Source organism: Streptomyces sp. NBC_01268 (genome assembly GCF_036240795.1).
Lineage (GTDB): Bacteria > Actinomycetota > Actinomycetes > Streptomycetales > Streptomycetaceae > Streptomyces.
The window spans coordinates 7,133,253-7,154,607 of sequence record NZ_CP108454.1 but is presented as its reverse complement, the minus strand read 5'-3'; the positions used below and the strand labels follow the sequence as shown (position 1 = coordinate 7,154,607).

At 73.9% G+C, this 21,355-nt stretch carries 17 protein-coding genes and 1 pseudogene; 5 read left to right on the top strand and 13 right to left on the bottom strand.

Annotation, left to right across the window (positions count from 1 at the left end; translation table 11 throughout):
* Positions 1-3: 3 nt before the first annotated feature.
* Positions 4-564, bottom strand: coding sequence for a DoxX family membrane protein (locus tag OG309_RS32185; protein WP_329426256.1), 561 nt, complete (start codon positions 562-564; stop codon positions 4-6).
* A gap of 234 nt (positions 565-798) precedes the next feature.
* Between OG309_RS32185 and OG309_RS32180 the strand changes: the two genes are divergently transcribed.
* The 3 genes from OG309_RS32180 (at position 799) to OG309_RS32170 (ending at position 3,363) form a co-directional block, all read left to right on the top strand.
* Positions 799-2,199 (top strand): dipeptidase, encoded by a 1,401-nt coding sequence (locus OG309_RS32180; protein WP_329426254.1) that lies wholly within the window; start codon positions 799-801, stop codon positions 2,197-2,199.
* 4 nt (positions 2,200-2,203) lie between these two features.
* Positions 2,204-2,806 carry an HdeD family acid-resistance protein gene (locus tag OG309_RS32175; protein WP_329426252.1) on the top strand — a complete coding sequence of 201 codons (603 nt, stop codon included), beginning with the start codon at positions 2,204-2,206 and terminating at the stop codon, positions 2,804-2,806.
* 134 nt (positions 2,807-2,940) lie between these two features.
* Positions 2,941-3,363 carry a DUF350 domain-containing protein gene (locus tag OG309_RS32170; protein ID WP_329426250.1) on the top strand — a complete coding sequence of 141 codons (423 nt, stop codon included), beginning with the start codon at positions 2,941-2,943 and terminating at the stop codon, positions 3,361-3,363.
* Positions 3,364-3,379: 16 nt separating this feature from the next.
* Here the strand turns inward: OG309_RS32170 and OG309_RS32165 are convergent, their stop codons facing one another.
* The 3 genes from OG309_RS32165 to OG309_RS32155 form a co-directional block, all read right to left on the bottom strand.
* Positions 3,380-4,594, bottom strand: a complete 1,215-nt coding sequence (locus tag OG309_RS32165; protein ID WP_329426248.1) for a serine hydrolase domain-containing protein — start codon at positions 4,592-4,594, stop codon at positions 3,380-3,382.
* Between the two features lie 289 nt (positions 4,595-4,883).
* Positions 4,884-5,351, bottom strand: a complete 468-nt coding sequence (locus tag OG309_RS32160) for a hypothetical protein (protein ID WP_329426245.1) — start codon at positions 5,349-5,351, stop codon at positions 4,884-4,886.
* On the bottom strand, positions 5,348-6,784 hold the full coding sequence (locus tag OG309_RS32155) for a WGR domain-containing protein (protein WP_329426243.1): 1,437 nt from the start codon (positions 6,782-6,784) through the stop codon (positions 5,348-5,350). The genes OG309_RS32160 and OG309_RS32155 overlap by 4 nt, the downstream gene beginning before the upstream one ends.
* Before the next feature lie 234 nt (positions 6,785-7,018).
* Between OG309_RS32155 and OG309_RS32150 the strand changes: the two are divergent.
* Positions 7,019-8,080 (top strand): annotated as a pseudogene (locus OG309_RS32150) (SPFH domain-containing protein); the annotation flags it as partial.
* Positions 8,077-9,069 (top strand): M23 family metallopeptidase, encoded by a 993-nt coding sequence (locus OG309_RS32145; RefSeq protein WP_329426242.1) that lies wholly within the window; start codon positions 8,077-8,079, stop codon positions 9,067-9,069. The pseudogene OG309_RS32150 and the gene OG309_RS32145, both read left to right, overlap by 4 nt.
* A gap of 33 nt (positions 9,070-9,102) precedes the next feature.
* Here OG309_RS32145 and OG309_RS32140 read toward each other — a convergent pair whose 3' ends face one another.
* The 9 genes from OG309_RS32140 to OG309_RS32100 all read right to left on the bottom strand — a co-directional run bounded on the left by OG309_RS32140 (position 9,103) and on the right by OG309_RS32100 (position 21,234).
* The gene (locus OG309_RS32140; protein WP_329426240.1) at positions 9,103-9,795 is read right to left on the bottom strand and encodes an ABC transporter ATP-binding protein; all 693 of its coding nucleotides are present in this window, start codon (positions 9,793-9,795) and stop codon (positions 9,103-9,105) included.
* A 36-nt stretch (positions 9,796-9,831) separates the two neighbouring features.
* Positions 9,832-11,304 (bottom strand): ABC transporter permease, encoded by a 1,473-nt coding sequence (locus OG309_RS32135; RefSeq protein ID WP_329426238.1) that lies wholly within the window; start codon positions 11,302-11,304, stop codon positions 9,832-9,834.
* 98 nt (positions 11,305-11,402) lie between these two features.
* On the bottom strand, positions 11,403-12,620 hold the full coding sequence (locus tag OG309_RS32130) for an ROK family transcriptional regulator (protein WP_329426236.1): 1,218 nt from the start codon (positions 12,618-12,620) through the stop codon (positions 11,403-11,405).
* Positions 12,621-12,710: 90 nt separating this feature from the next.
* Entirely contained in the window at positions 12,711-13,505 is a 795-nt protein-coding gene (locus tag OG309_RS32125) for a maleylpyruvate isomerase family mycothiol-dependent enzyme (RefSeq protein ID WP_329426235.1), read from the bottom strand.
* 133 nt (positions 13,506-13,638) lie between these two features.
* Positions 13,639-16,692 carry an alpha-mannosidase gene (locus OG309_RS32120; protein WP_329426234.1) on the bottom strand — a complete coding sequence of 1,018 codons (3,054 nt, stop codon included), beginning with the start codon at positions 16,690-16,692 and terminating at the stop codon, positions 13,639-13,641.
* Positions 16,693-16,842: 150 nt separating this feature from the next.
* The gene (locus OG309_RS32115; RefSeq protein ID WP_329426233.1) at positions 16,843-18,147 is read right to left on the bottom strand and encodes a glycoside hydrolase 5 family protein; all 1,305 of its coding nucleotides are present in this window, start codon (positions 18,145-18,147) and stop codon (positions 16,843-16,845) included.
* Positions 18,148-18,208: 61 nt separating this feature from the next.
* A complete protein-coding gene (locus tag OG309_RS32110; protein WP_329426231.1) occupies positions 18,209-19,048 on the bottom strand; it encodes a carbohydrate ABC transporter permease in 840 nt (279 codons plus the stop codon).
* 3 nt (positions 19,049-19,051) lie between these two features.
* Positions 19,052-19,930: a carbohydrate ABC transporter permease gene (locus tag OG309_RS32105; protein ID WP_329426229.1), complete on the bottom strand. Its 879-nt coding sequence runs from the start codon at positions 19,928-19,930 to the stop codon at positions 19,052-19,054.
* An 8-nt stretch (positions 19,931-19,938) separates the two neighbouring features.
* Positions 19,939-21,234: an ABC transporter substrate-binding protein gene (locus tag OG309_RS32100; protein WP_329426225.1), complete on the bottom strand. Its 1,296-nt coding sequence runs from the start codon at positions 21,232-21,234 to the stop codon at positions 19,939-19,941.
* Positions 21,235-21,355 lie beyond the last annotated feature (121 nt).

Genomic DNA, 21,355 nt, shown 5'->3' with positions numbered 1-21,355 from the left:
GCGTCACCCCTCCGGGTCCGGGGCGGTCCCGTGCTCGGGCTCGGGTTCGGGACGGGCCTCGGCCTGGGCCTGGGCGCGGCGCCCGACGACGGCCGCGGCGGCGAGCGCCGTGCCGACGAAGGCGACGGCGACCACCCAGGGGCGGTCGAGGACGTGCCCGGTGGCGTGGTCGAGGGAGTAGCGGCCGGCTCCGGCGACGCCGATGGCGGCCGCGGTGAAGCCGAGGAACGCGGGGTACTCGTATCCGCCGCTCTGGGCGAAGAAGCCGGCCGGGGCGTGCACGGCGACCGCGCCCGCCATGGCGCCCGCCGCGGCGGCGCCGGCCGCGGGGGTGGCCAGGCCGAGGGCGAGCAGGGCGCCGCCGCCCGCCTCGCCCAGCCCGGCGGCGATGGCGCTCTCCCGGGCGGGTGAGAAGCCCATCGCCTCCATCCCCTGGGCCGTTCCCTCGATGCCGCCGCCGCCGAACCAGCCGAACAGCTTCTGCGTTCCGTGGGCGGCCAGGACGGCGCCGGTGCCGACCCGTAGGACGAGGAGTCCCAGGTCGCGGCGGTTGAGCGGGGTCATGGGGTCTCCCGGTGCGTGACGGGGTCGCGGCGGGTGCGCGACCTCCACAGGCTGAACACAACACAGGCGTGGACTCCACGGGTGTGGACTCCACAGGTGCTCCCACTCTGCTCCGGGTGGCGCCGCGACCCTCTGCGATGCTCGGCCATCCAGGCTATTTTTGACATGTTTTGCGGCGTTCGTCCGGTGTTGCTTTAGTGAAAGCGCATGGCCCGCCCGACGGAAGTGGGACGCATGACCGCCGATTCCCCGGAGACCGCCGACCTGCGCGCGAGGGTCCGCGAGCTGATGCCACGCGCCAAGGAGGACCTGACCGCGCTGGTCGCGATGCGCTCGGTCGCCGACCCCCGGCAGTTCCCGCCGGAGGAGTGCGCCAGGACCGCCGACTTCCTCGTGGAGGCGTTCGCGGAGGCCGGACTGCGGGACATGCGGCGGGTGACCACCCCGGACGGCACGGACGCGGTGGTGGGGCACGCTCCGGGCCCCGAGGGCGCGCCGACGGTGCTCCTGTACTGCCACTACGACGTGCAGCCGCCGCTCGACGACTCCGCCTGGGAGACCCCGCCGTTCGAGCTGACCGAGCGCGACGGGCGCTGGTACGGGCGGGGAGCCGCCGACTGCAAGGGCAACATCGCCATGCACCTGACCGCCCTGCGCGCGCTCGGCGGCCCCGACGGCACGGGCTTCCCGGTCCACCTCAAGTTCGTCGCGGAGGGCTCGGAGGAGCAGGGCACCGGCGGCCTGGAGCAGCTGGTGCCGCAGCACCCGGAACTCTTCGCCGCCGACGCCCTCCTGGTCTGCGACACCGGCAACTTCGCGCTCGGTCTGCCCACGGCGACCACCTCCCTGCGCGGCCTCACCAACGTGGTGGTGACCGTCTCGACGCTCAAGGGCGAGATGCACTCCGGCATGTTCGGCGGCCCCGCCCCGGACGCGCTCGCCGCGCTGGTGCGGATCCTGGACAGCCTGCGCGACGAGGCCGGCAACACCACGGTCAAGGGCCTCGCGGACGACGGGAGCTGGGACGGCGTCCCGTATCCCGTGGACCAGTTCCGCGCCGACGTCGGCGCCCTGGACGGGGTGTCGCTGCTCGGCACGGGCACGGTCGCCGACGAGCTGTGGGCCCGGCCCGCGGTGACGGTGCTCGGCATCGACTGCCCCCCGGTGGTCGGTTCCTCGGCCGCCGTGCAGGCGAAGGTGCGGGCCCGGGTCAGTCTCCGGGTGCCGCCGGGGGTCGACGCCGAGGAGGCGCGGGACGCGCTCTGCGCCCACCTGCTCGCCGCCGCGCCCTGGGGCGCGCGGGTCGAGGTGGAGCCGGAGAGCGTGGGCCGGCCGTTCCGGGCCCGCACCGACGGGCCCGCCTACCGGGCGCTCGCTTCGGCGCTGAGCCGGGCGTACGGGAAGGACATGGTCCAGGCGGGGCAGGGCGGTTCGATCCCGCTGTGCAACGTGCTCGCCGCGCAGTTCCCGGACGCCGAGATCGCCCTGATCGGGGTCGAGGAGCCCGGCTGCCTCATCCACGCGCCCAACGAGAGCGTGGACCCCGCCGAGATCGAGACGATGGCGCTGGCCGAGGCGCTGTTCCTGCGGACGTACGCGACCCGCTCCGAGGGCGCGCGAAGAGGAGTGGAGTGACGTCATGACTCAGACGGACGACCGTCCCTCACGGGGCGACCTGCCACCCGGACCGCTCGCCATGCTGGCGGGCGTCGCGTGGCAGGCACTGCTGATCGCCGGTGTCCTCGCGCTGATCCTGGGTGTGCTGGTGCTGGCCTGGCCGAAGGCCACGCTGACCGTGGTCGGTGTGCTGTTCGGCATCTACCTGCTGGTCAGCGGTGTGCTGCAACTGGTCGCGGCCTTCGGCACGCACGCCAGGACCTCGCTGCGGGTGATGGCGTTCATCAGCGGCACGCTGGGCATCCTGCTCGGCCTGTTCTGCTTCCGGGGCGCGACGCAGTCGATCCTGCTGCTGGCGCTGTGGATCGGCATCGGCTGGCTGTTCCGCGGCATCATGCAGACGGTCGCGGCGGCCTCCGACCCGGCGATGCCGGCCCGGGGCTGGCAGATCACGCTGGGTGTCATCAGCGCGCTGGCCGGTGTGGTGCTGATCGTCTCGCCGCTGGAGTCGGTGGCGGTGCTGACCGTCCTCGGCGGCATCTGGCTGCTGGTGGTGGGCGTGGCCGAGATCGTGACCGCGTTCATGGTCCGGTCCCGCGCCAAGCGGCTCCCGCCGGGGGTCTGAGACACCGCCCCGTTCCGAGGCCCCGGCCCACCCGGCCGGGGCCTCGGCGCGCTGCGCTACATTTTGCCGGTCCTTGACACGATCGATCGCGAGCACAGCGCGCGCGATCTCTTCCCTCCGGAGCCGGCATTCCCATGAGCGACATCGTCAACGGCCTCGGCCGGGCCTCCGCGTACGGCGCCCTCGGCGTCGTCCTGCTGATCCTCGGCATCTTCCTGGTCGACCTGCTGACCCCCGGGAAGCTGGGGCGGCAGATCTGGGAGGACCGCAACCGCAACGCCGCGATACTCCTGTCCTCCGCGCTGCTCGGCGTCGGCGGGATCGTCTTCACGTCGATCTGGACGACCTACGAGGACTTCGCCAAGGGCCTGGTGTCCACGGCCGCGTTCGGCCTGCTCGGTCTGGTGATGATGGCGATCGCGTTCCTCGTGGTGGACCTGGTGACGCCCGGCAAGCTGGGCGCCACCCTGGTCGACCCCGAGCCGCACCCGGCGGTCTGGGTGACCGCCTCGTGCAACATCGCCGTCTCGGCGGTCCTGTCCGCCTCCATCGCCTGACCCGTCCGCACCGGCGTCACCTCGGGGGGATCGCCCCCGCGTAGACGTGGTCCGGGGTGACGACCTCGGTGATCGCCCGCGCGAGCAGCGTGGACGGCTCCTGGCCTCCGACGAGCGAGTCGGTGTTGATGATGAGGACCAGGGTGGCCTTCCGCTCGGGCAGGTAGACCGTCACGGTCTCGTAGCCCGGCAGCGAGCCGTTGTGCCCGATCCAGCCGTTGGTGTCGAGGATCCCGAGGCCGTACGAGGTGCCCGGGAAGCCGGTCGGCAGCGTCTTGAGGCGCTGCGCCTGGGTCTCCGGGCTGAGCAGGCGGCCGGTGGCGAGGATCTCGGCCCAGCGGCGCAGGTCGTGCAGGTTCGAGGTCATCGCCCCGGCCGCCCACGCCCAGCTGGGGTTCCAGTCGGTGGCGTCCTCGACCTCGCCGCTCAGCGTCTGGTCGGTGTAGCCGTGGGCGTGCGGCTCCGGGAACTCGGCGGCGTACGGGAGCGCCGTGTCCTTCATGTGCGAAGGCCGCAGGACCCGGTGGTGGATGAAGTCGGCGAGCCGGTGCCCGCTGACCTTCTCCACCACCAGCCCGAGCAGGACCAGGTTGGTGTTGGAGTACTCGAACTTCGCGCCAGGCGCGAACGTGTTCTTGTGCTTGAAGCCGTACTTCAGCACCTCGTACGGGGTCCACTGGCGCTGCGGCTCGCTGAGCAGGGCGTGGATGAAGTCCTCGTCCGAGGTGTACGGGAAGAGGCCGCTGCGCATCTCGGCGAGCTGGCGCAGCGTGATCCGCGCGCCGTTCGGCACACCGTGGACGTACGTGGCGATCGGGTCGTCCAGCCCGATCCGCCCGTCGTCCACGAGCTCCAGGAGCGCGGTGACCGTGAAGGTCTTGGTCTCGCTGCCGATCCGGGCGTAGGTGTCGGCGAACATCGGCCGGCCGGTGGCCTTGTCGGCGACGCCGGTGGCGCGCACGTAGTCGCCCTGGCCCGGCATCCAGAGTCCGACGACGACACCGGGGATGCCCGCCTGCTTGCGGACGTCCTCGATCGCCTTGTCCAGCTTGGCGGTCAGCTCGGGGCCGAGTCCGTCCGACGGGCAGTCGTCGCCGTGCCGGACGGTGGCGTGGGGGCCCGCGCTCGCGGCGTGGACGGTGGTGGCGGGGGTCGCGGCCACCGGGGCCAGCACGGACGCCACCAGCAGCGTCGCGGCCAGCAGCCGGCGGGAGGGGGTACGTCGTCGCATCTCGGGGGGCTTCTTCCGGTCACGGGCTCGGAGGGCCAGATGACCACCGGCGCCGGGCGACGGGCGCGCCGCTCCCGGGCGTGTTCCGGGGAGTCCACTCGATCGGAGCCGCCCGGGATCGCCGGGGCGGCCCGGGAGGCCTTGGGCCGCCCCGGGTCGCCGCGGGTAGCCGTGGGCCGCGGCAGGTCGCCGCAGGTCGACCATGCGGCCGGGGCGGCCACGGTTCCCCGGGAAGCCGTGGCCGCCCCGGGGGCCCGGCGCACCGTCACGCCCTACGCCTCCGCACGCCCTACGCCTCCGCCGGCCTGGCCGCCTCCACCTCCAGGAAGTGGCGTCGACGTGGGCCCCGGTAGAGCAGGGCGTCCCAGCCGAGCCGGTCGAGGGCGGCGGCGCAGGCGGTGAGGGCGGGTTCCTCCTGGAGGGCGGCGCCCGCGCCCGGCGGGCCGAGCCACTCGACCACGGCCGTGCCGGGCCGTTCGCCGGGCGTGACCCGGTAGCCGGTGGCGGTGCGGGCGCCGGTGGCGTCGAGCGCCGAGGGCGGCTGCCGGGCCGCCTCCAGGGCGAGGGCGATCGCCCGCACCGGCTGCCCGCGCTCCCAGGCGGCGGGGCTCGCCGCCGGGTCGCCGCCCTGGCGGTTGGTCAGCCGTCTGATCTGGAGCAGCCCTTCGAACGCGGCCCGCACCTCGCGCGAGCGCTGCTCCGCGTCCTCCTCGGGCAGCGCGGGCCCGTCCCCCGTGGCCGCGTGGAAGGTGCTCACAGCAGCCGCCGGATGTCGCCGCGGACCCGGTAGAAGCCGCCCGAGGCAGGGTGCAGGGCGTCGACGACGTAGCGGGCGCCGGGCTCCCGGATGGCGCGCGGGAACTGCACGTTCCACCCGGTCTCGTACCCCTCGGTGACGACGTGGACCCGGGTCCTGCCGCCCTCCATGACGCATTCCACGACGACCGTGCCGGCGGGCGCGGCGCGGACCGCGTCGACGGCGGCGACGGTGGTCGCCGGGGCGTACGTGGGCAGGGCCGCGGCCAGCTTGATGTCCTGGGCGACGGGGACGGTGCCCTGCTGGGCGGCGGCGATGGCCGCCTCGCTCGCGTCCACGCAGAGCAGCGAGCCGTCCGTGGTCACCAGGTAGAGGCGCTCGTCGCGGTACTGCATCGAGAGGGCCGAACCGCCGCCGGTGCCCAGCTTCCACAGCCGGGTGCCGTCCTCGGCGAAGCAGTAGACGGAGGACGCGTTGTCCCCGGCGAAGACGAACCGGCCGCCGGGCGAGGTGGCGCACGAGTACACCGGGCTGTCGCAGCCGTAGACCGCCTCGGTGCGCCCGTCCTTCTTGGCGAGCCGGTGGACCTTGCGGCGCGCGGTGCCCGCGTACACGGCGGTGTCCTCCTGCCAGCCGAAGAGCACCCCGCCCTCGGCGGGGGTGTGCCACAGCTCGCCGCCGCCGTCGGGGGCGTAGGCCGTCACGCCGCGGCTGTCGCCGTAGTAGACGCCGTCGGCGTCGGCGCGCACCATCCAGGCGTGCTCGCCGGGCCCGGAGCGGGACCACTGGTGCTCGTCCTCGTGGTCGATGACGGTGAGCCGGCCGGAGCGGTCGGCGACGTCGAGGACGCCCTCGTGGATGTCGAGCCAGAAGATGTCGACGTCGGCCGCGATGTCGTAGGCGGCGAAGGGCAGCTTGGACGACAGGTCGTAGACCCGGCCGTCGTCGCAGCCCGCGTAGATCCAGAAGTCGTCGGCGACCAGGCACTTGACGCCGTCCGGGAGGCTGAAGCGGGCCTGGACCTCGCCGGTGTGGCCGAGGGTGAAGACCTCTCCCGCCTGGTTGCCCACCCAGCAGCGCTCGTCGTCCACGTGGATGCCGAAGGCGGCGGAGCCGGTGCGGAAGCGCCACAGGACGGGGGCGACGGCGCGGGCGGTGGAGGGCGCGGAGCTGACCGCGCGCCGGCTGACCGCGCGGGCCGCGCGCTGTCCCTGGACCGCCGGCGCGTACCCCTTGCGGACCTTCTCGCCTATCTTCTTCGCCGCCGCGGCCTGCGCCTTCTCGACGGTGGCGAAGGTCGAGGTCTGCGTCTGACCGGCCGCGCCGATGCGTCCGTAACGGACCGACACCACCGTGCCGGTGACCGTCACTTCGTAGAACTTGTGCGCGCCGCCGCCGTCCTGGGACAGCTCCAGATAGGTCTTCGTCGTCATGTCGAGAACGGTAGGGGGAGCCACTGACAATCGCGGCGGACGGCCTGCCGGGCCGACGTCAGGGACCAAAGTCCGTCCGGTTCGGGACCTTCGCCACGGCATTTCGGACATTAACCCCTGTGACGATGGCTTCCGAAGATCATCCGACACCTCGTCACCTCGACGGGGGACGGCCGGAAGGGCCATATGACCGAGCGACCGAAGCGGCCCCTGCCCGTACGCACGCGATGGCACACCGACGGCATACCGATGGACGACCTGTTCCGGGCCGACCCCACGACACCGACCGCGGTCCTCCCGCCGCTCACCCAGCCGGCGCGCCCCGCCCTCCCGACCCGGCCCTCGCGCCCCCGGCCGCCGGAGCAGCAGGCGCGGCCCGAGGCGGACGAGCCGCCGCGGCTGCCCCGGCGCCCCCCGCCGGACGATCCCGAGCTCGTCGAGCGCCGCGGTCCGGCGGCCCCCGGCTGGCTGGCCGTCCTCGTCGGCCTCACCGCGCTGGGCGGGGCCGGGACGCTGCTGTGGCGGGCCCGGCCGCTGCGGACGGTCCATCTGGCGCCCTGGGAATGGGCCGCGATCGGGGGCTGCGCCGCCGTCGTGGTGCTCGCCTTCGGCGGGCTGACCAGGGGCCGGACCGGTTCCGCCTGGGTGCTCTCGCTCTTCGGCCGCTACCGGGGCAGCGTGCGGCGCACCGGGCTCGTGTGGATCAGCCCGTTCGTGCTGCGCCGCCGGATCGACGTGCGGCTGCGGCACTGGCGCAGCGAGCCGATCGCCGTGGTCGACGCGGAGGGCGCGGCGCTGCGGGTGGTCGTCCTGGTCGTCTGGTCGGTGAAGGACACCGCGCGGGCGCTGCTGGCCGTGGACGCCCATCTCGACTATCTGCGCGCGCAGGTGGAGGCGGCCGCCGCCCGCGTCCTGTCCCAGCTGCCCGCGGACGCGTTCCGGGGCGAGGGGCCCACGCTGCGGGACGCGGAGGCGGTCGGTGCCACGCTGACCCGGGTGCTGGCGGCCGAGTGCCGGCCGGTCGGCATCGCGGTCTTCTCGGCGCAGCCGACCCGCATCGAGTACGCGCCGGAGGTGGCGGCGGCCATGCAGCGGCGCCAGATCGCCGCGCTCGACGCCAAGCACCGCGACACCGTGCTCACCAGCGTGATCGACGCCGTGGACGACACGGTGACCCGGCTGACCACCCGCGGCCTCGTCGAGCTCGACGACTTCGAACGCCAGGCCCTGGTGAAGGACTTGACCGTGGCCTTCTACACCCGGCGCGGCGGAGCGGCCGAACAGGGCCGGGAATGAGCGCCGCGCCCACCCGTACCGACGCCGACGACCGCCCCCGAGAGAGCGAGGACACCATGGAACTGCGGACCCCCGACTTCACGGACGAGACGGCCGGGACGGGGTGCGACTGCGCGGGCTGCGCGGCGGCCCGCACGGCCGCCCGCGCCGAGCGCGGCGGCGGAGCCGCGGCCCTGCGCGGAGTGCGCTGCGCGGTCGTCGCGACGGTCGGCGCGGTGGCCCTCGCGGGCACCGGCGCGGGCACGGCGGCGGCCGAACCCGCCCCGTCGCACGCGGGATGGGACGGCTCGCGCTACTGGTTCAAGAACGAGGCCGGCCAGTGGCGCTGGACGAGCCACCACGCCACGTACGCGAAGCGCACGGGCGAGACGGCGGCGATGGCGCGGCAGCAGCCGCGGCGCGCCGGCGGGGAGCCGGTCTTCCGGGGGCGGCAGGGCTGGGACGCGACGGACCGGGTGTACTGGTTCCGGAGCGGCGGCCACTGGTACTGGACCGGCCACAAGGAGAAGTACGAGCAGCGCACCGGCTCCAAGGGCGGCGGCTCGACGGGCGGTTCGGCGGGCGGTCCGTCGAAGGGCGGCTCTCGGGGCTGGCAGGCGCCCGTCTCCTCGTACGTCTTCACCGGCTCCTACGGGGAGCGCGGTTCCTGGTCGAAGGGCTATCACACGGGCCAGGACTTCGCGGTGCCGACCGGCACCACGGTCCGTTCGGTCGGCCCGGGCCGGGTGGTGCACGCCGGGTACAACCGGAGCTACGGCAACGAGGTGGTGATCCGGCACGCGGACGGGCGCTACACCCAGTACGCCCACCTCTCCCTTGTCGACGTGTCCCCCGGCCAGAGCGTGTCGGCCGGTCAGCGCATCGCGCGCTCCGGGGCGACGGGCCGGGTGACGGGTCCGCACCTGCACTTCGAGGTGCGGACCACGCCGTACTTCGGCTCGGACGTCAACCCGCTGGCCTACCTGCGCGCGCACGGGGTGCGCGTGTAGGGGCGGGTCCGCGCCCGGGCCGGCGGGCAGGTCTCAGGACCTGTCCGCCGACGCGTTCTCCTTGAGGGTGATCCGACCCTTGCGGAGGGTCGCCAGGCGCGGGGCGCGCCGGGCGACGGCGCTGTCGTGGGTGACCATGACGAAGGTCAGGCCGTGCTCCTTCCAGAGGCCTTCGAGCAGGTCGACGATCTCGTCGCGCATCGACTCGTCGAGGTTGCCGGTGGGTTCGTCGGCGAGCAGTACCTTGGGCCGCTTGACCAGGGCCCGTGCGATGGCGACGCGCTGCTGCTGGCCGCCGGAGAGCTCGGACGGCAGATGGGCGAGGCGCTCACCGAGGCCGACGGAGTCCAGCGCCTCGGCGGCGAGGCGGCGCCGCTCGGCGGTCTTGACCCCGAGCGGGACCAGCGCGGTCTCCACGTTCTCCTGGGCGGTGAGCGTGGGGATGAGGTTGAAGCTCTGGAAGACGAAGCCGATGTTCTCGCTGCGGACGGTGGTGAGCCGGCTCTCGGGGAGCGTGGCCAGGTCGGTGCCGTCGAGCAGGACGCTGCCCGAGGTCGGCCGGTCGAGGCCGCCGAGCATCTGCAGCAGCGTGGACTTGCCGCCGCCGGTGGGGCCCTGGATGACCAGCCGGTCGCCCTCCCTGATGGTCAGGTCGACCCCGGCGAGGGCGTCGACCCGCTCCTGGCCGCGCCGGTACTGCTTGGTGACGCCGGTGAGTTCGTACATGGTGCGACTCCTGTGGTACGGGGTGGGGTTCGGGTGCTACTCGACGCGGCGCAGTGCGTCGGCGGGGCGCAGCCGGGAGGCGCGCCAGGCGCCGAACGCGCCCGCCACGAGGCCGCCGCCGAGGGCGAGGACGACGGCGAGGCCGACGGTGGTGAGGCTGACCGGGGCGGTGAGCGCGATGTCGAGGGTCCGGCCGGCTCCCGCCGCGCCGCCGCCGAAGATCCGGCCGCCGCCCATGGCGCCGCGCGTCCCGCCGGGTCCGCCGGTGCCCGCGCCGAGGTCGGCGGTGAGGGTGGGGCTGACGGCGGTGACGAGCCAGGCCCCGCCGAGGCCGACCGCGATGCCGAGGGCGCCGCCGATGAGCCCGTTGACCAGGGCTTCGCCGACGACCTGGCGGGTGACCCGGCCGCTCTTCCAGCCGAGGGCCTTCAGGGTGCCGAACTCGCGGACCCGGCGGCTGACGGCGGAGGAGGTGAGCAGTCCGGCGACGAGGACGGCGGCGAGCAGCACGGCGTAGGAGAGCCAGGTGCCGACGGTGGCGGCGAGGCCCGAGGCCGTGTCGAGGGAGCCGGAGACCGTCTGGGCGAGGTCGGCGGAGGTGGTGACGGTGGTGCCGGGGACGTTCTTCCGGATGCCGGCCTTGACGGCGTCGATCCGGGTGGAGTCGACGGCCTTCACGTAGACCGTGGTGATCTTGCCCTTGGCGTCGGCGAGCGTCTGGGCCTGCCGCAGCGGGAGGTAGACCTGGGCCGCGGCCTGGCCACTGTCGGCGGTGGCGATCCCGACGACCGTGAAGGCCACGCTCTTGACCGTGAGCGTCTTGCCGACGGTGAGGCCCTCCTGCCGGGCGTAGGCGCTGTCGACGACGGCGACCTCGGCGTCGGTCTCGGTGGTCTTGAAGGTGCGGCCGCCGGTGAGGGTGGAGGTGGTGAGGGGGCCGAGGCCGGGGGCGGTGACGTCGGTGCCGTAGAGGGTGAAGGAGTCGACGTCGAAGGCCGCGCCGCCGCCGGTGACGGTGTCGCCGGGGCCCGAGCCGCCGCCGGGACCGCCCTGCCGGACGCTCCCGCCGCTCTCGCCGCGCTGGATCTCGCCGCGCTTGAACTGACCGTTGATCTTGAGGTTGACGAGGCTGAGCCCGCCGACGGCCTGGGCGACGCCCTGCTGCCTGGCAACGGTGCCGACGGTGGAGTCGGGCAGGGTCTGGAAGCCCTGCACCATCAGCCGGTCGCTGCTCTGCTCCTCGCCCTCGCCCTCTCCTCTGCCCTGGAACTCGAAGCGCGGCCGCTGCGGCTGCTCCCCGGCCTTGGGCTGCTCCTGCGCCTTGGTGACCGTGAGGTCCGTGCCGAGCCCGTAGAGGGATTCGAGGACCTTGCCCTGGGCCCGCTGCATCCCGGCGGAGACGGCGTTGACGACGATGACCAGCGCGATGCCGAGCGCGAGCCCGGAGGCGACGACGAGCGCCGCCTTTCTGCGGCGGCGCAGTTCGCGCCGGAGGTAGGTGAAGAACATGACGGCGAAGCTAGGAGCGCCCGGTGATGGACGGATAAGGCCCGCGTAAGAATGTGATGAGAGCGCGCCCGGGGCCCCTCGGGCGTGGTCCCGCCCCGTCAGCCGCCGTACGTGAGGGGGTCCGCGAGGATGTCGCGCAGGACGAGGGCCGCCGCGCCGCGGGCCGTGGTGGCGGTGGTCGAGGCGGCGCGCAGACGGCCGGCGTCCGGCGTCCAGAGGGCCGAGACGACCCGGTCGGCGAGCTCGCCCTCGACGGCGGGGGCCAGCCAGGGCATGAGCCGGGGGTAGATGCCGCCGAGGACGACGGCCTGCGGGTCGAGGAGGTTCACGGCTCCGGAGAGGGCGACGCCGAGCATCCGGCCGGCCTCGTCGAGGGCGGCGAGGGCACGGGGCTCGGCGGCGGCGGCCCGTTCGACGAGGGTGTCGAGGGAGCGGGCCCCTGCGGCGCGCAGCAGGGCCGGCTGGCCCGCGTACTGCTCCAGGCAGCCGTGCGAGCCGCAGCGGCAGCGGGGGCCGTCGGGGGTGACCGGGAGGTGCCCGATCTCGCCGGCGAACCCGTGCGCGCCGCGCAGGAGTTCGCCGTCCAGGACGATCGCGCCGCCGACCCCGATCTCGCCGGTGACGTGCAGGAAGCTGCGGATCCCGCCGAGCTCGCCGAACCAGAGCTCGGCGAGCGCGGCGACGTTGGCCTCGTTGTCGGAGGCGACGGGCAGGCCGCGGGTGCCCGGCGGGCGGGCCGTGGCGGCGGCGAGGGCCTCGGTGAACAGGGCGTCGGCGTCGACCTGGTGCCAGCCGAGGTTGGGGGCCTGGCGGACGGTGCCGCCGGAGACCAGTCCGGGCAGCGCGAGCCGTACGCCGGTGGGGCGCAGCTCCTGCCGGGCCGCCTCCGCCAGGGCCTCGGCGGCGATGTCCGCGGCCCGGCGCAGCACCTCGGCCGCGGGGCGGGGGCGGTGGTCGAGCGGCTCGGTGCGCCGCACCCGGTCGGCGCCGGTGAGGTCGGCGACGCACACGCTCACGTAGTCGACGTTGATCTCGACGCCGAGGCCGGCCGGTCCGGTGCCGGCGGGCTTGAGGACGGTCCCGGGGCGCCCCGCCTGGCCGCTGAAGGTCTTCCCGGACTCGACGAGCAGCCCGAGCTCCAGGAGCTGTTCGGCGAGCGAGGACACGGCCGCGCGGGTGAGGCCCACCCGGGCCGCGACGGCCGCCCGGGTCGTCTCCCCGGCCTCGTGGACGGTGCGCAGGACGAGGCTCAGGTTGTGCCGGCGTACGCCCGCCTTGTCGGCCTTGGGCTCCGAGGGGTGGTGGGGGCTGTTCATCGTGCGCAGAGCCTAGCCGGAGGGCGCGGGAACGGGGCTCCCGGCGAGGGGGCCGCGTCCTGCTCCCCTCGACGGTGCAGGCGTCCGGGCCTACGGCGCGACGAACATCCAGGGGAAGCGCGGGCCCAGCCATGGCTTGCGGCCCCAGGCGAGGGCGCGTCCGGTGGCCATCACCGGGACCGGGTCGATCCGGCCGAGAGCCATCAGCAGGAAGGCGACGGGCTCGGTCAGGACCGTGCAGTCCGGCCGGTCCAGGGGACCGTGCGTGGTGGTGACCGTGCCGTCGGCGACGGTCACGCCGAACTGGGCGCCGCCCCAGAGCCGGACCCGATAGCGGGCGGTGACCCCGGCGACGGCCGTGGGGTCGGCCACCCGGGGCATCGCGGCGACCATGAACGGCAGGGTCAGCTCGACCCGGTTGCGGTCCACCATGTGCGGGCGGCCGAGCGCGCGGGCCAGGTCGTAGCCGTGGCCGAGCATGTGGGTGAGCAGGTAGGCGCCCAGGCCGGCGGGGTCGAGGGGGCCCATCGGGGTCTCCACGACCTCCTCGGGTGTCCGTTCCTCCACGGCGTCGAGGAACGCGAGTGCCTGGTCGACGATCAGGTCGGCGAGCGGTCCGGCGCCCCGTTCGGGGAAGGCGGCCAGGGCCTCCTCGTTGGCGGCGGCGATGCCCGCCGCGGTGCCGTCGGCGTACGGGCGGGCGTGGCCGGCGGCGAGCTCGGCCATCAGCAGGTTGGCCTGGCCCAGGTGGGCCGCGGTCTCACCGACCGTCCACGTCAGCCGGGGCACCGGCAGCCCCGTGTCAGGCGCTGCGCGCAGCACGTCGGCGACGTCCCGCGCGGTGCCGCGTATCGCGTCCCCGAGCCCTTCCGGCAGCACACCCATGTCTCGCCCACTCCTCGCGCCCCGACGGATCAGGGCGCAAGAGTAGGGCGCCGGTGCCGTCCGTGACCAGGGGTAACCCCCCACTGGTCAGGGGCGGTGCCGGTGGGGGCGACCCGCTCGGATCAGGCGCGGATCAGGCGCGGCTCAGGCGCAGGGTGAGGAGCTGGAACGGGCGCAGGGTGATCGGGACCTCGTCGCCCTCGACCGCCACCTCCCCCTCCCTGGGGCGCTCCAGCAGGTCGCAGACCCGCGCCCCGGCCAGGGCGAATCCGGCGGAGAGGCGGGTGCGGGCGCGGCCGCCCCCGGCCTCGTAGAGCCGGACCACCACGTCGCCGCTCCCGTCGTCCGCCAGCTTCACGGCGCTGACCACCACGGCCGGGTCGGCCACGCCGACCAGCGGCGCCACGTCGGCGGCGCCGGGCACCCGTCGCTCGGGCAGGTTGATCAGGTACCCCTCGCGGACGGCGTCGCCGATGCCCGCGCCGGGCACGAGGGCGTGCCGGAAGCGGTGCGCGCCCTGGTCGGTGTGCGGGTCGGGGAAGCGCGGGGCGCGCAGCAGGGAGGCCCGGACGGTGGTCGTGGTGCCCTGGTCGGACGGGCGGACGGTACGGGTGACGTCGTGGCCGTACGTGGAGGCGGTGACGAGCGCGACGCCCCAGCCGGGCTCTTCGAAGTGGACGAACTTGTGGTTGCAGGCCTCGAACTTGGCCGCCTCCCAGCTGGTGTTGGCGTGGGTGGGCCGGTGCAGGTGCCCGAACTGGGTCTCGGCGGCGTAGCGGTCGGTGTGCAGGTCGAGGGGGAACGCGGCCTTGAGGAACTTCTCGGTCTCGTGCCAGTCCACCTCGGTGTCGAGGTCGAGCCGCTTGGCCCCGGCCGTCAGGGTGAGGGTCTGGACGGCCCGGGAGGAGCCGAAGGAGCGGGTGACGCGGACGGCGACCGCCGCGGCCGTGTCGGCGGCGACGGTCAGCTCGTCGACGCCGGTGAGGTCGGTGACGGTGTTGCGGTAGAAGCGGTCGACGTCCCAGGCGTCCCACATGTTCGGGAAGTCCGGGTGGAGTTGGAGCAGGTTGGCGGCGGCTCCGGGCGCGACCGTCTCGCGTCCCGAGTCGAGGTCGACGACGGAGACGACGAGCCCGCGCGCGTCGACGGTGACCCGCAGCAGCCCGTTGCCGAGGACGAAGCCTCCTTCGGGGCGTGCGGTGACCGTGCACCGCCCGGGGGCCGCCGGCAGGGCGGCGGCGCGGCGGGCGCCGCCCGCGGGGACGCCGCCGCGCGGGTGCGGGGCGCTGTTGAAGACCACCTCGGCGGAGCCCGGGTCCGCCGCGCCCCCGGGGCCGTCGGCGAGGGCCCGCTGGGCCCGGTCGACCAGCCCGGTCAGCTCCTCGGCCACGGCGGCGTAGGTGCGCTCGGCCTCCCGGTGGACCCAGGCGATGGACGATCCGGGCAGGATGTCGTGGAACTGGTGGAGCAGCACCGTCTTCCAGATCCGGTCCAACTCCGCGTACGGGTAGGGGAGTCCGGTGCGCACGGCGGCGGTGGCGCACCACAGCTCGGCCTCGCGCAGCAGGTTCTCGCTCGCCCGGTTGCCCTGCTTGGTCCGCGCCTGGCTGGTGAGGGTCGCCCGGTGCAGCTCCAGGTACAGCTCCCCCACCCACACCGGCGGGTCGGGGTACTCGGCCTGCGCCTTGGCGAAGAACTCGGCGGGCCGCTCCCAGCGCACCTGGGCGGAGCCCTCCAGGTCGCGCAGCCGGGCCGCCTTGGCGATCATCTCGCGGGTGGTGCCGCCGCCCCCGTCGCCCCAGCCGGTGGGAGCGATGGAGTGCCGGGCGCGGCCCTTGTCCTTGAAGTTGCGGGCGGCGTGGGCGATCTCCTTGCCCTGCATGGAGCAGTTGTACGTGTCGATGGGCGGGAAGTGGGTGAAGATCCGGGTGCCGTCGACGCCCTCCCACCAGAAGGTGTGGTGCGGGAAGGAGTTGACCTGGCTCCAGGAGATCTTCTGGGTCAGGAGCCACTTCGATCCGGCCTCCTTGATGATCTGCGGGAGCCCGCCGGCGAAGCCGAAGGTGTCCGGCAGCCAGGCCTCCTGGTTCTCGACGCCGAACTCGTCCATGAAGAAGCGCTTGCCGTGCACGAACTGACGGGCCATCGCCTCGGAGGACGGCATGTTGGTGTCGGACTCGACCCACATGCCGCCGGCCGGGACGAAGCGTCCCTCGGCGACGGCCTTCTTGACCCGGGCGTACACCTCGGGCCGGTGCTCCTTGATCCAGGCGTACTGCTGGGCCTGGGACATCGTGTAGACGAAGTCGGGCTCGTCCTCCAGGAGCGCGGTCATGTTGGCGGTGGTGCGTGCCACCTTGCGGACGGTCTCGCGCAGCGGCCACAGCCAGGCGGAGTCGATGTGGGCGTGTCCGACGGCGCTGATCCGGTGGGCGGAGGGCTCGGCGGGCGAGGCGAGGACCTCGGCCAGCTCGGCCCGGGCGGCGGCGGCCGTGCCGCCCACGTCCTGGAGGTCGAGCGCGTCGAGGGCCCGTTCGACCGCGCGCAGGACGTCCCAGCGGCGGGCGCCCTCGACGGGGAGCTCGGCCATCAGCTCGCCGAGCACCTCCAGGTCGACGACGAGCTGCCAGACCGTCTCGTCGAAGACGGCGAGGTCCATCCGGGCCAGCTTGTACTGCGGGGTGTCGCCGGCGGTGTCCCGGTCGCCGAGCTCCGTGGGCAGGAAGGGGTGGTAGTCGAGGATCACCGGGTTGGACGCGGCCTCGACGTGCAGCAGCACCTCCTCGCCGCCGCGCGCCGGTTCGGCGATCCGCACCCACTGGTTGCGCGGGTTGAGGCCCTTCACCGGGCTGCCGTCGGGGCGGTAGACCAGGCCCTCGCACTGGAAGCCGGGCATGTTGGCGTCGAAGCCGAGGTCGATCAGCGCCTCGACGGTGCGGCCGGCCCACTCCTGGGGCACGGTCCCGGAGACGGTGAGCCAGCTGGTGCCCCACGGCGCACCCCAGGCGTCGCCGACGCCGATCGGGGTCCGCGGCGCGGCGAGCCCCTCGGCGACGGGCACGGGTTCGCCGGGGGCGGTCCAGATGCCGACCTGGAGGGGCACGGAGGCGGGGTACACGGCGGGGCGGACGCGTTCGTCGAGGACGCGCTTGAGGCGGTTCTCGACGAGGCTGCGGTCGTCATGCATGGGCGGGACTCTCCGGATCGCGAAGGGGCGGAGGGGGGTCGGCAGTGCGGGGCGGCGGCGGAGCGGGGCGTACGGGCGGGGGCGTACGGGCGGGGGGGCGGATCGGGTGCGGGGGCGGGTCGGGTGCGGGGGCGCGGCCGGGTGTGGGCCCTAGGCGGCGCCGGGGCCTCGGTCCGTGCCGGGGCCGGTCCCGGTGGTGCCCAGGGTCTCGGGCGTGACGAGTTCCGTGATCCCGCGCGCGGCGAGGTACGCGGGGTCGTCGGCGCGGGCCGCGAGGACCACGGCCGGGCGGGCTCCGTCCGCGGCGAGCCGCATGAACGCCTCGAAGTACGCGCCGCCGGGGGCGCAGGCGGAGCGCTTCGGCCCCTCGTCGGGCAGGTCGAGGACGAGCGCGGTGCGGCGGGGCGCCGGGGCGGGGGTGGCCGCGCGGGCCTCGGCGACGGCTTCGGCGAGCGCCCGGCCGGCCGGCTTGACCCGGCGGTCGGTGGTCAACAGGCCCAGGCTGTATTCCAGTTCGGGGAAGTCGGCGAGCGAGCGGTCGACGTCGTGGGAGCACCACCACGTGATACCCCACAGATCGGGGCAGTCGAGCGCGGCGGCGACGGTCGTCCGGGTGAATTCGGCCGCGCGGTCGGCGGCGATGTGCGGGGCGGGGGCGCCGACCTCCTGGAGCCAGACGGGCCGCCGGGGGTCGGTGGCCCAGGCCTTGGAGAGTTCGACGAGGTAGGCGGCGTGCTGGGCGACGGCCACGGAGTCGGGGCCGTAGCGCTGCGCGGTGCCGTTGAAGACCCAGGAGTGGACGGCCGTGACGCCGCCGAGCCGGGCGGCCTGGGCGGGGGTGAAGGGGTGGTCGTCCTGGTACCAGGCGGCGTCGTACTCGGCGTGCAGGTGGAGCCGCCCGGGGGCGCCCTCCTCGCAGGCGGCGAGCATCCGGCGCAGCCAGGTCCCGGCCTCGTCGGGGGTGATCCGGTCGGGGTCGGGGTGGGGGTCGCCGGAGAACTGGTTGATCTCGTTGCCGACGGTCATGCCGAGGAAGTGGGGCCGGTCGGCGAGTGCGGCGGCGAGGGTGCGCAGGTAGGCGCTCTGCCCGTCGACGACCTCGGGGTCGGTGAAGAGGCCGCGCCGGTGCCAGGTGCGGGTCCAGGCGGGCAGGAAGTCGAAGCTGGAGAGGTGGCCCTGGAGGCCGTCGACGGCGACGTCCAGCCCGCGTTCCCCGGCCGCGTCGACGAGCAGGCCGAGCTGTTCGACGGCGCGGGGGCGGATCAGGGTGCGGTTGGGCTGGAACAGCGGCCACAGCGGGAAGGCGCGGATGTGGTCGAGGCCGAGTTCGGCGACGGAGTCCAGGTCGGCGCGGACGGCGTCGAGGTCGAAGTCGAGCCAGTGGTGGAACCAGCCCTGGCTGGGGGTGTAGTTGACGCCGAAGCGCGGACCGGTGCGGTGTGGACGGTTCGTCATGCGGGGTGCGGTTCCTTCGTGAAGGAGGGGTGCTGACGGGTCGGGTGGCGGGGCCGGCGGGTCATCCCTTGACCGCGCCCTCCTCGACCCCCTTGAAGAAGAAGCGCTGGAGCAGCGCGAACACGGCGACGACCGGCAGGAAGGCGATCATGGTGCCGGCGGCGATCTGCCGGGGGTTGGCGCTGAACGTGCCGTCGAGGTACTGGAGGCCGACCGTGAGGGTGTAGCGCCCCGGGTCGTTGAGCACGATCAGCGGCCACAGGAAGTCGTCCCAGGCCTGGATGAAGGTGAAGATCACGACGACGCTCAGCATGCCGCGGACGCTGGGCAGCGCGACGTGCCACAGGCGCTGCCGGACACTGGCGCCGTCCACGAGCGCGGCGGCGTCGAGCTCGGGCGGTACCGCGCGGAAGGCGGTGTACATCAGCAGCACGTTGAGCATGCCGATCGCCCCGGGCAGCGCCACGCCGAGGAGGGTGTCGGTGAGGCCGAGGCTGCGGACGGTCACGTACTGGGAGACGATGGTGACCTCGCCGGGCAGCACGAGGGTGGCGACGAAGAGGCCGAGGGCGAGTCCGGCCCCCTTGAAGCGCAGCCGGGCCAGGGCGTAGCCGGCGAGGGTGGCGCCGACGACGTTGCCGAGGACGGCGATCCCCGCGACGATCAGCGAGTTCGCCGCGTAGCTCCACACCGGGATGGTGTCGGCCACCTTGGCGTAGTTGTCGAGGGTGAGGTCCTCGGGCAGGAAGCGGGGCGTGCGGGAGAAGACGTCCTCCGCGGGGCCCTTGAGCGAGGTGGACAGCTGCCAGAGGAAGGGGCCGACGGTGAGGAGGAGGACGAGGACGAGCAGGAGGTAGCGGACCGCCTTCGCGGCGGTGGAGGGCGTGCGGTTCAGGGTCATCCGTCAGGCCGCCTTCCGGTTGAGCCGGGCCAGGACCAGCATCGGGCCGACGGTGAGGACGAAGAGCAGCACGCTGAGGGCGGAGGCGTAGCCGATGTGCCCGGTGAAGCCGCGGCTGTACATCTGGATGAGCATGACCACCGACATGTCCCGCCCGCCGGGGCCGCCGGTGCCGTTGGACAGCACGTACAGCTCGGAGAAGACCCGCAGCGCGGAGACCGAGACGAGCACGGAGATGAGCAGCATCGCGGGGCGCACGCCGGGCAGGGTGACGTGCCAGAACCTGCGGGCGGCGCCGGCCCCGTCGACGGCGGCGGCCTCGTGCAGCTCCCGTCCGACGTTCCCGAGCGCGGACAGGTAGATGACCATGTAGTAGCCGAGGCCCTTCCACACGGTGAGGCCGATGGCGCTGAACAGCAGCAGCCAGCGGTCGGTGAGGAAGGAGACGGGGCGGTCGGCGAGGCCCAGCTGTTGCAGCAGGCCGTTGAGCAGGCCCCGGTCGTCGAGCATCCAGCCCCAGACCAGGCCGACGACGACGGCGGAGGCGACGACCGGGGTGTAGAAGGCGGTGCGGAAGAAGGTGATGCCGGGCAGTTTCCGCTCCACGAGGAGGGCGAGCAGCAGCGGCAGCAGGGTGAGCAGGGGCAGGCAGACCAGCAGGTAGATGACGCTGTTGACGAGTGCGTCCGTCAACTGGGCGTCGTCCAGGACCCGTTCGTAGTTCGCGAGTCCGGTGAAGCGGCCGCCGCCGAGCGGCCGGGCGCTGGTGAAGGACAGGATCACGGTGTTGACCGCGGGCCACAGGTTGAAGACGGCGAGCCAGACCAGGGCGGGGCCGGCGAGCAGCCAGGGCGTGAACCAGCGCCGGTGCGTCAGCGTCATCGTGGGGCTTAGTCCTTGATCAGCTGGTTGGCGCGGGCGACGGCCGTGTCCAGGGCTTCTTGGGAGCTCGTCTGGCCGCTGACGGCGAGGGAGATCTGCTGGTTGATGACGGTCTTGACGGCGTCGTTGGCCTGGACGGGTTCGAGGACGCGGGCGGCGGCGAGCGAGCGGAAGGCCGCCACCTTGGCGTCGGCCGCGTTGGTGCCGTCGCTCTTGCTGAAGAACGGGTCGGCGGCGGACGCGGTGGTGGAGGGGAAGATGCTGGTCTCGTGCGCGAAGGCGGCCTGGTTGGCGGCGTTGGTCACCCAGCGGGCGAGGGCCAGGGCAGCGGTCGGGTTCTTGGTGGACCGGGGGATCGACAGGCCCTGCACGTACAGGGGCGGGGTGCCCATCGCCGGCGAGGACACCACCTTGGGGGCGAGGGTCGGGTTGTCGACCGCGAGGCTGGTGATGTAGTTGGCGCCCGCGGTGGTCCAGGCGGCGGTGCCGGAGGCGAACAGCTTCGTGTTGCCCGCGTAGGTCTCGGTCAGGACGTCCTTGGGCAGCAGCCCCTCCTTGAACGCCGCGCGGTAGGTGTCGAGGACGGCGGCGGCCTCGGGGGTGTTGAAGGTGAAGCTGCGCCCGTCCGCCGACATGACCGGCACCCCGGCGTTGGCCAGGTCCATGAGGTTGGGCTTGCGGCTCATCAGGTACGTCCGGCCGCCGGACCTGGCCTTGACGGTGCGGGCCGCCGTCACCAGCTGGTCGAGCGAGGCCGGCGGCTTCTTCGGGTCGAGGCCGTATCGGGTGAGCAGTTCGGCGTTCCAGTAGTTGACGTCGGTGTTGAGGTACCAGGGGTAGCCGAAGGTGCCGTCGTGACCGGGGAAGCGGTACGCGTCGAGGCCGCCCTTGACGTAGTCGGAGGAGGCGGAGGGGTCGGACCCCGCGACGTCGAGCAGCAGGTTCTGCTTCACCAGGGGCAGGGCGAAGTCCGGGGGCAGGTTGACGACGTCGGGCAGGGTGCCGCCGGCGGACTGGCTGAGGACCTTCTCCGAGTAGCCCTCGCCGGGCTGGTCGAGCCACTCGACCTCGACGCCGGGGTGCTTCTTCTCGAAGCCGGCGATCACGCCCTCCATGTAGGCGGTGAACTTCGGCTTCAGGGCCCAGGTCTGGAGCGATACCTTGCCCTTCACCTCCCCGCCCGAGACCGCCGGGCCGGGGGCGCCGGAGTCCTCCGCGCCGCCGAGGCCGCAGCCGGCGAGGGTCACCGCCGCCACCGCGACCGCCGTCCACCACGCCCAGCGGCTCCTTCGAATGACTCGCACGAGGGTGTCTCCTTGCTGATCGGTGGTGCAGGGAGTGCGGTGGCCGTCGGGAGGCAACCACCCTGTTTACTAAACCGCTCTAGCGATGCGGGACTATCCTCCCGGCTAAACTCCGGTGTCA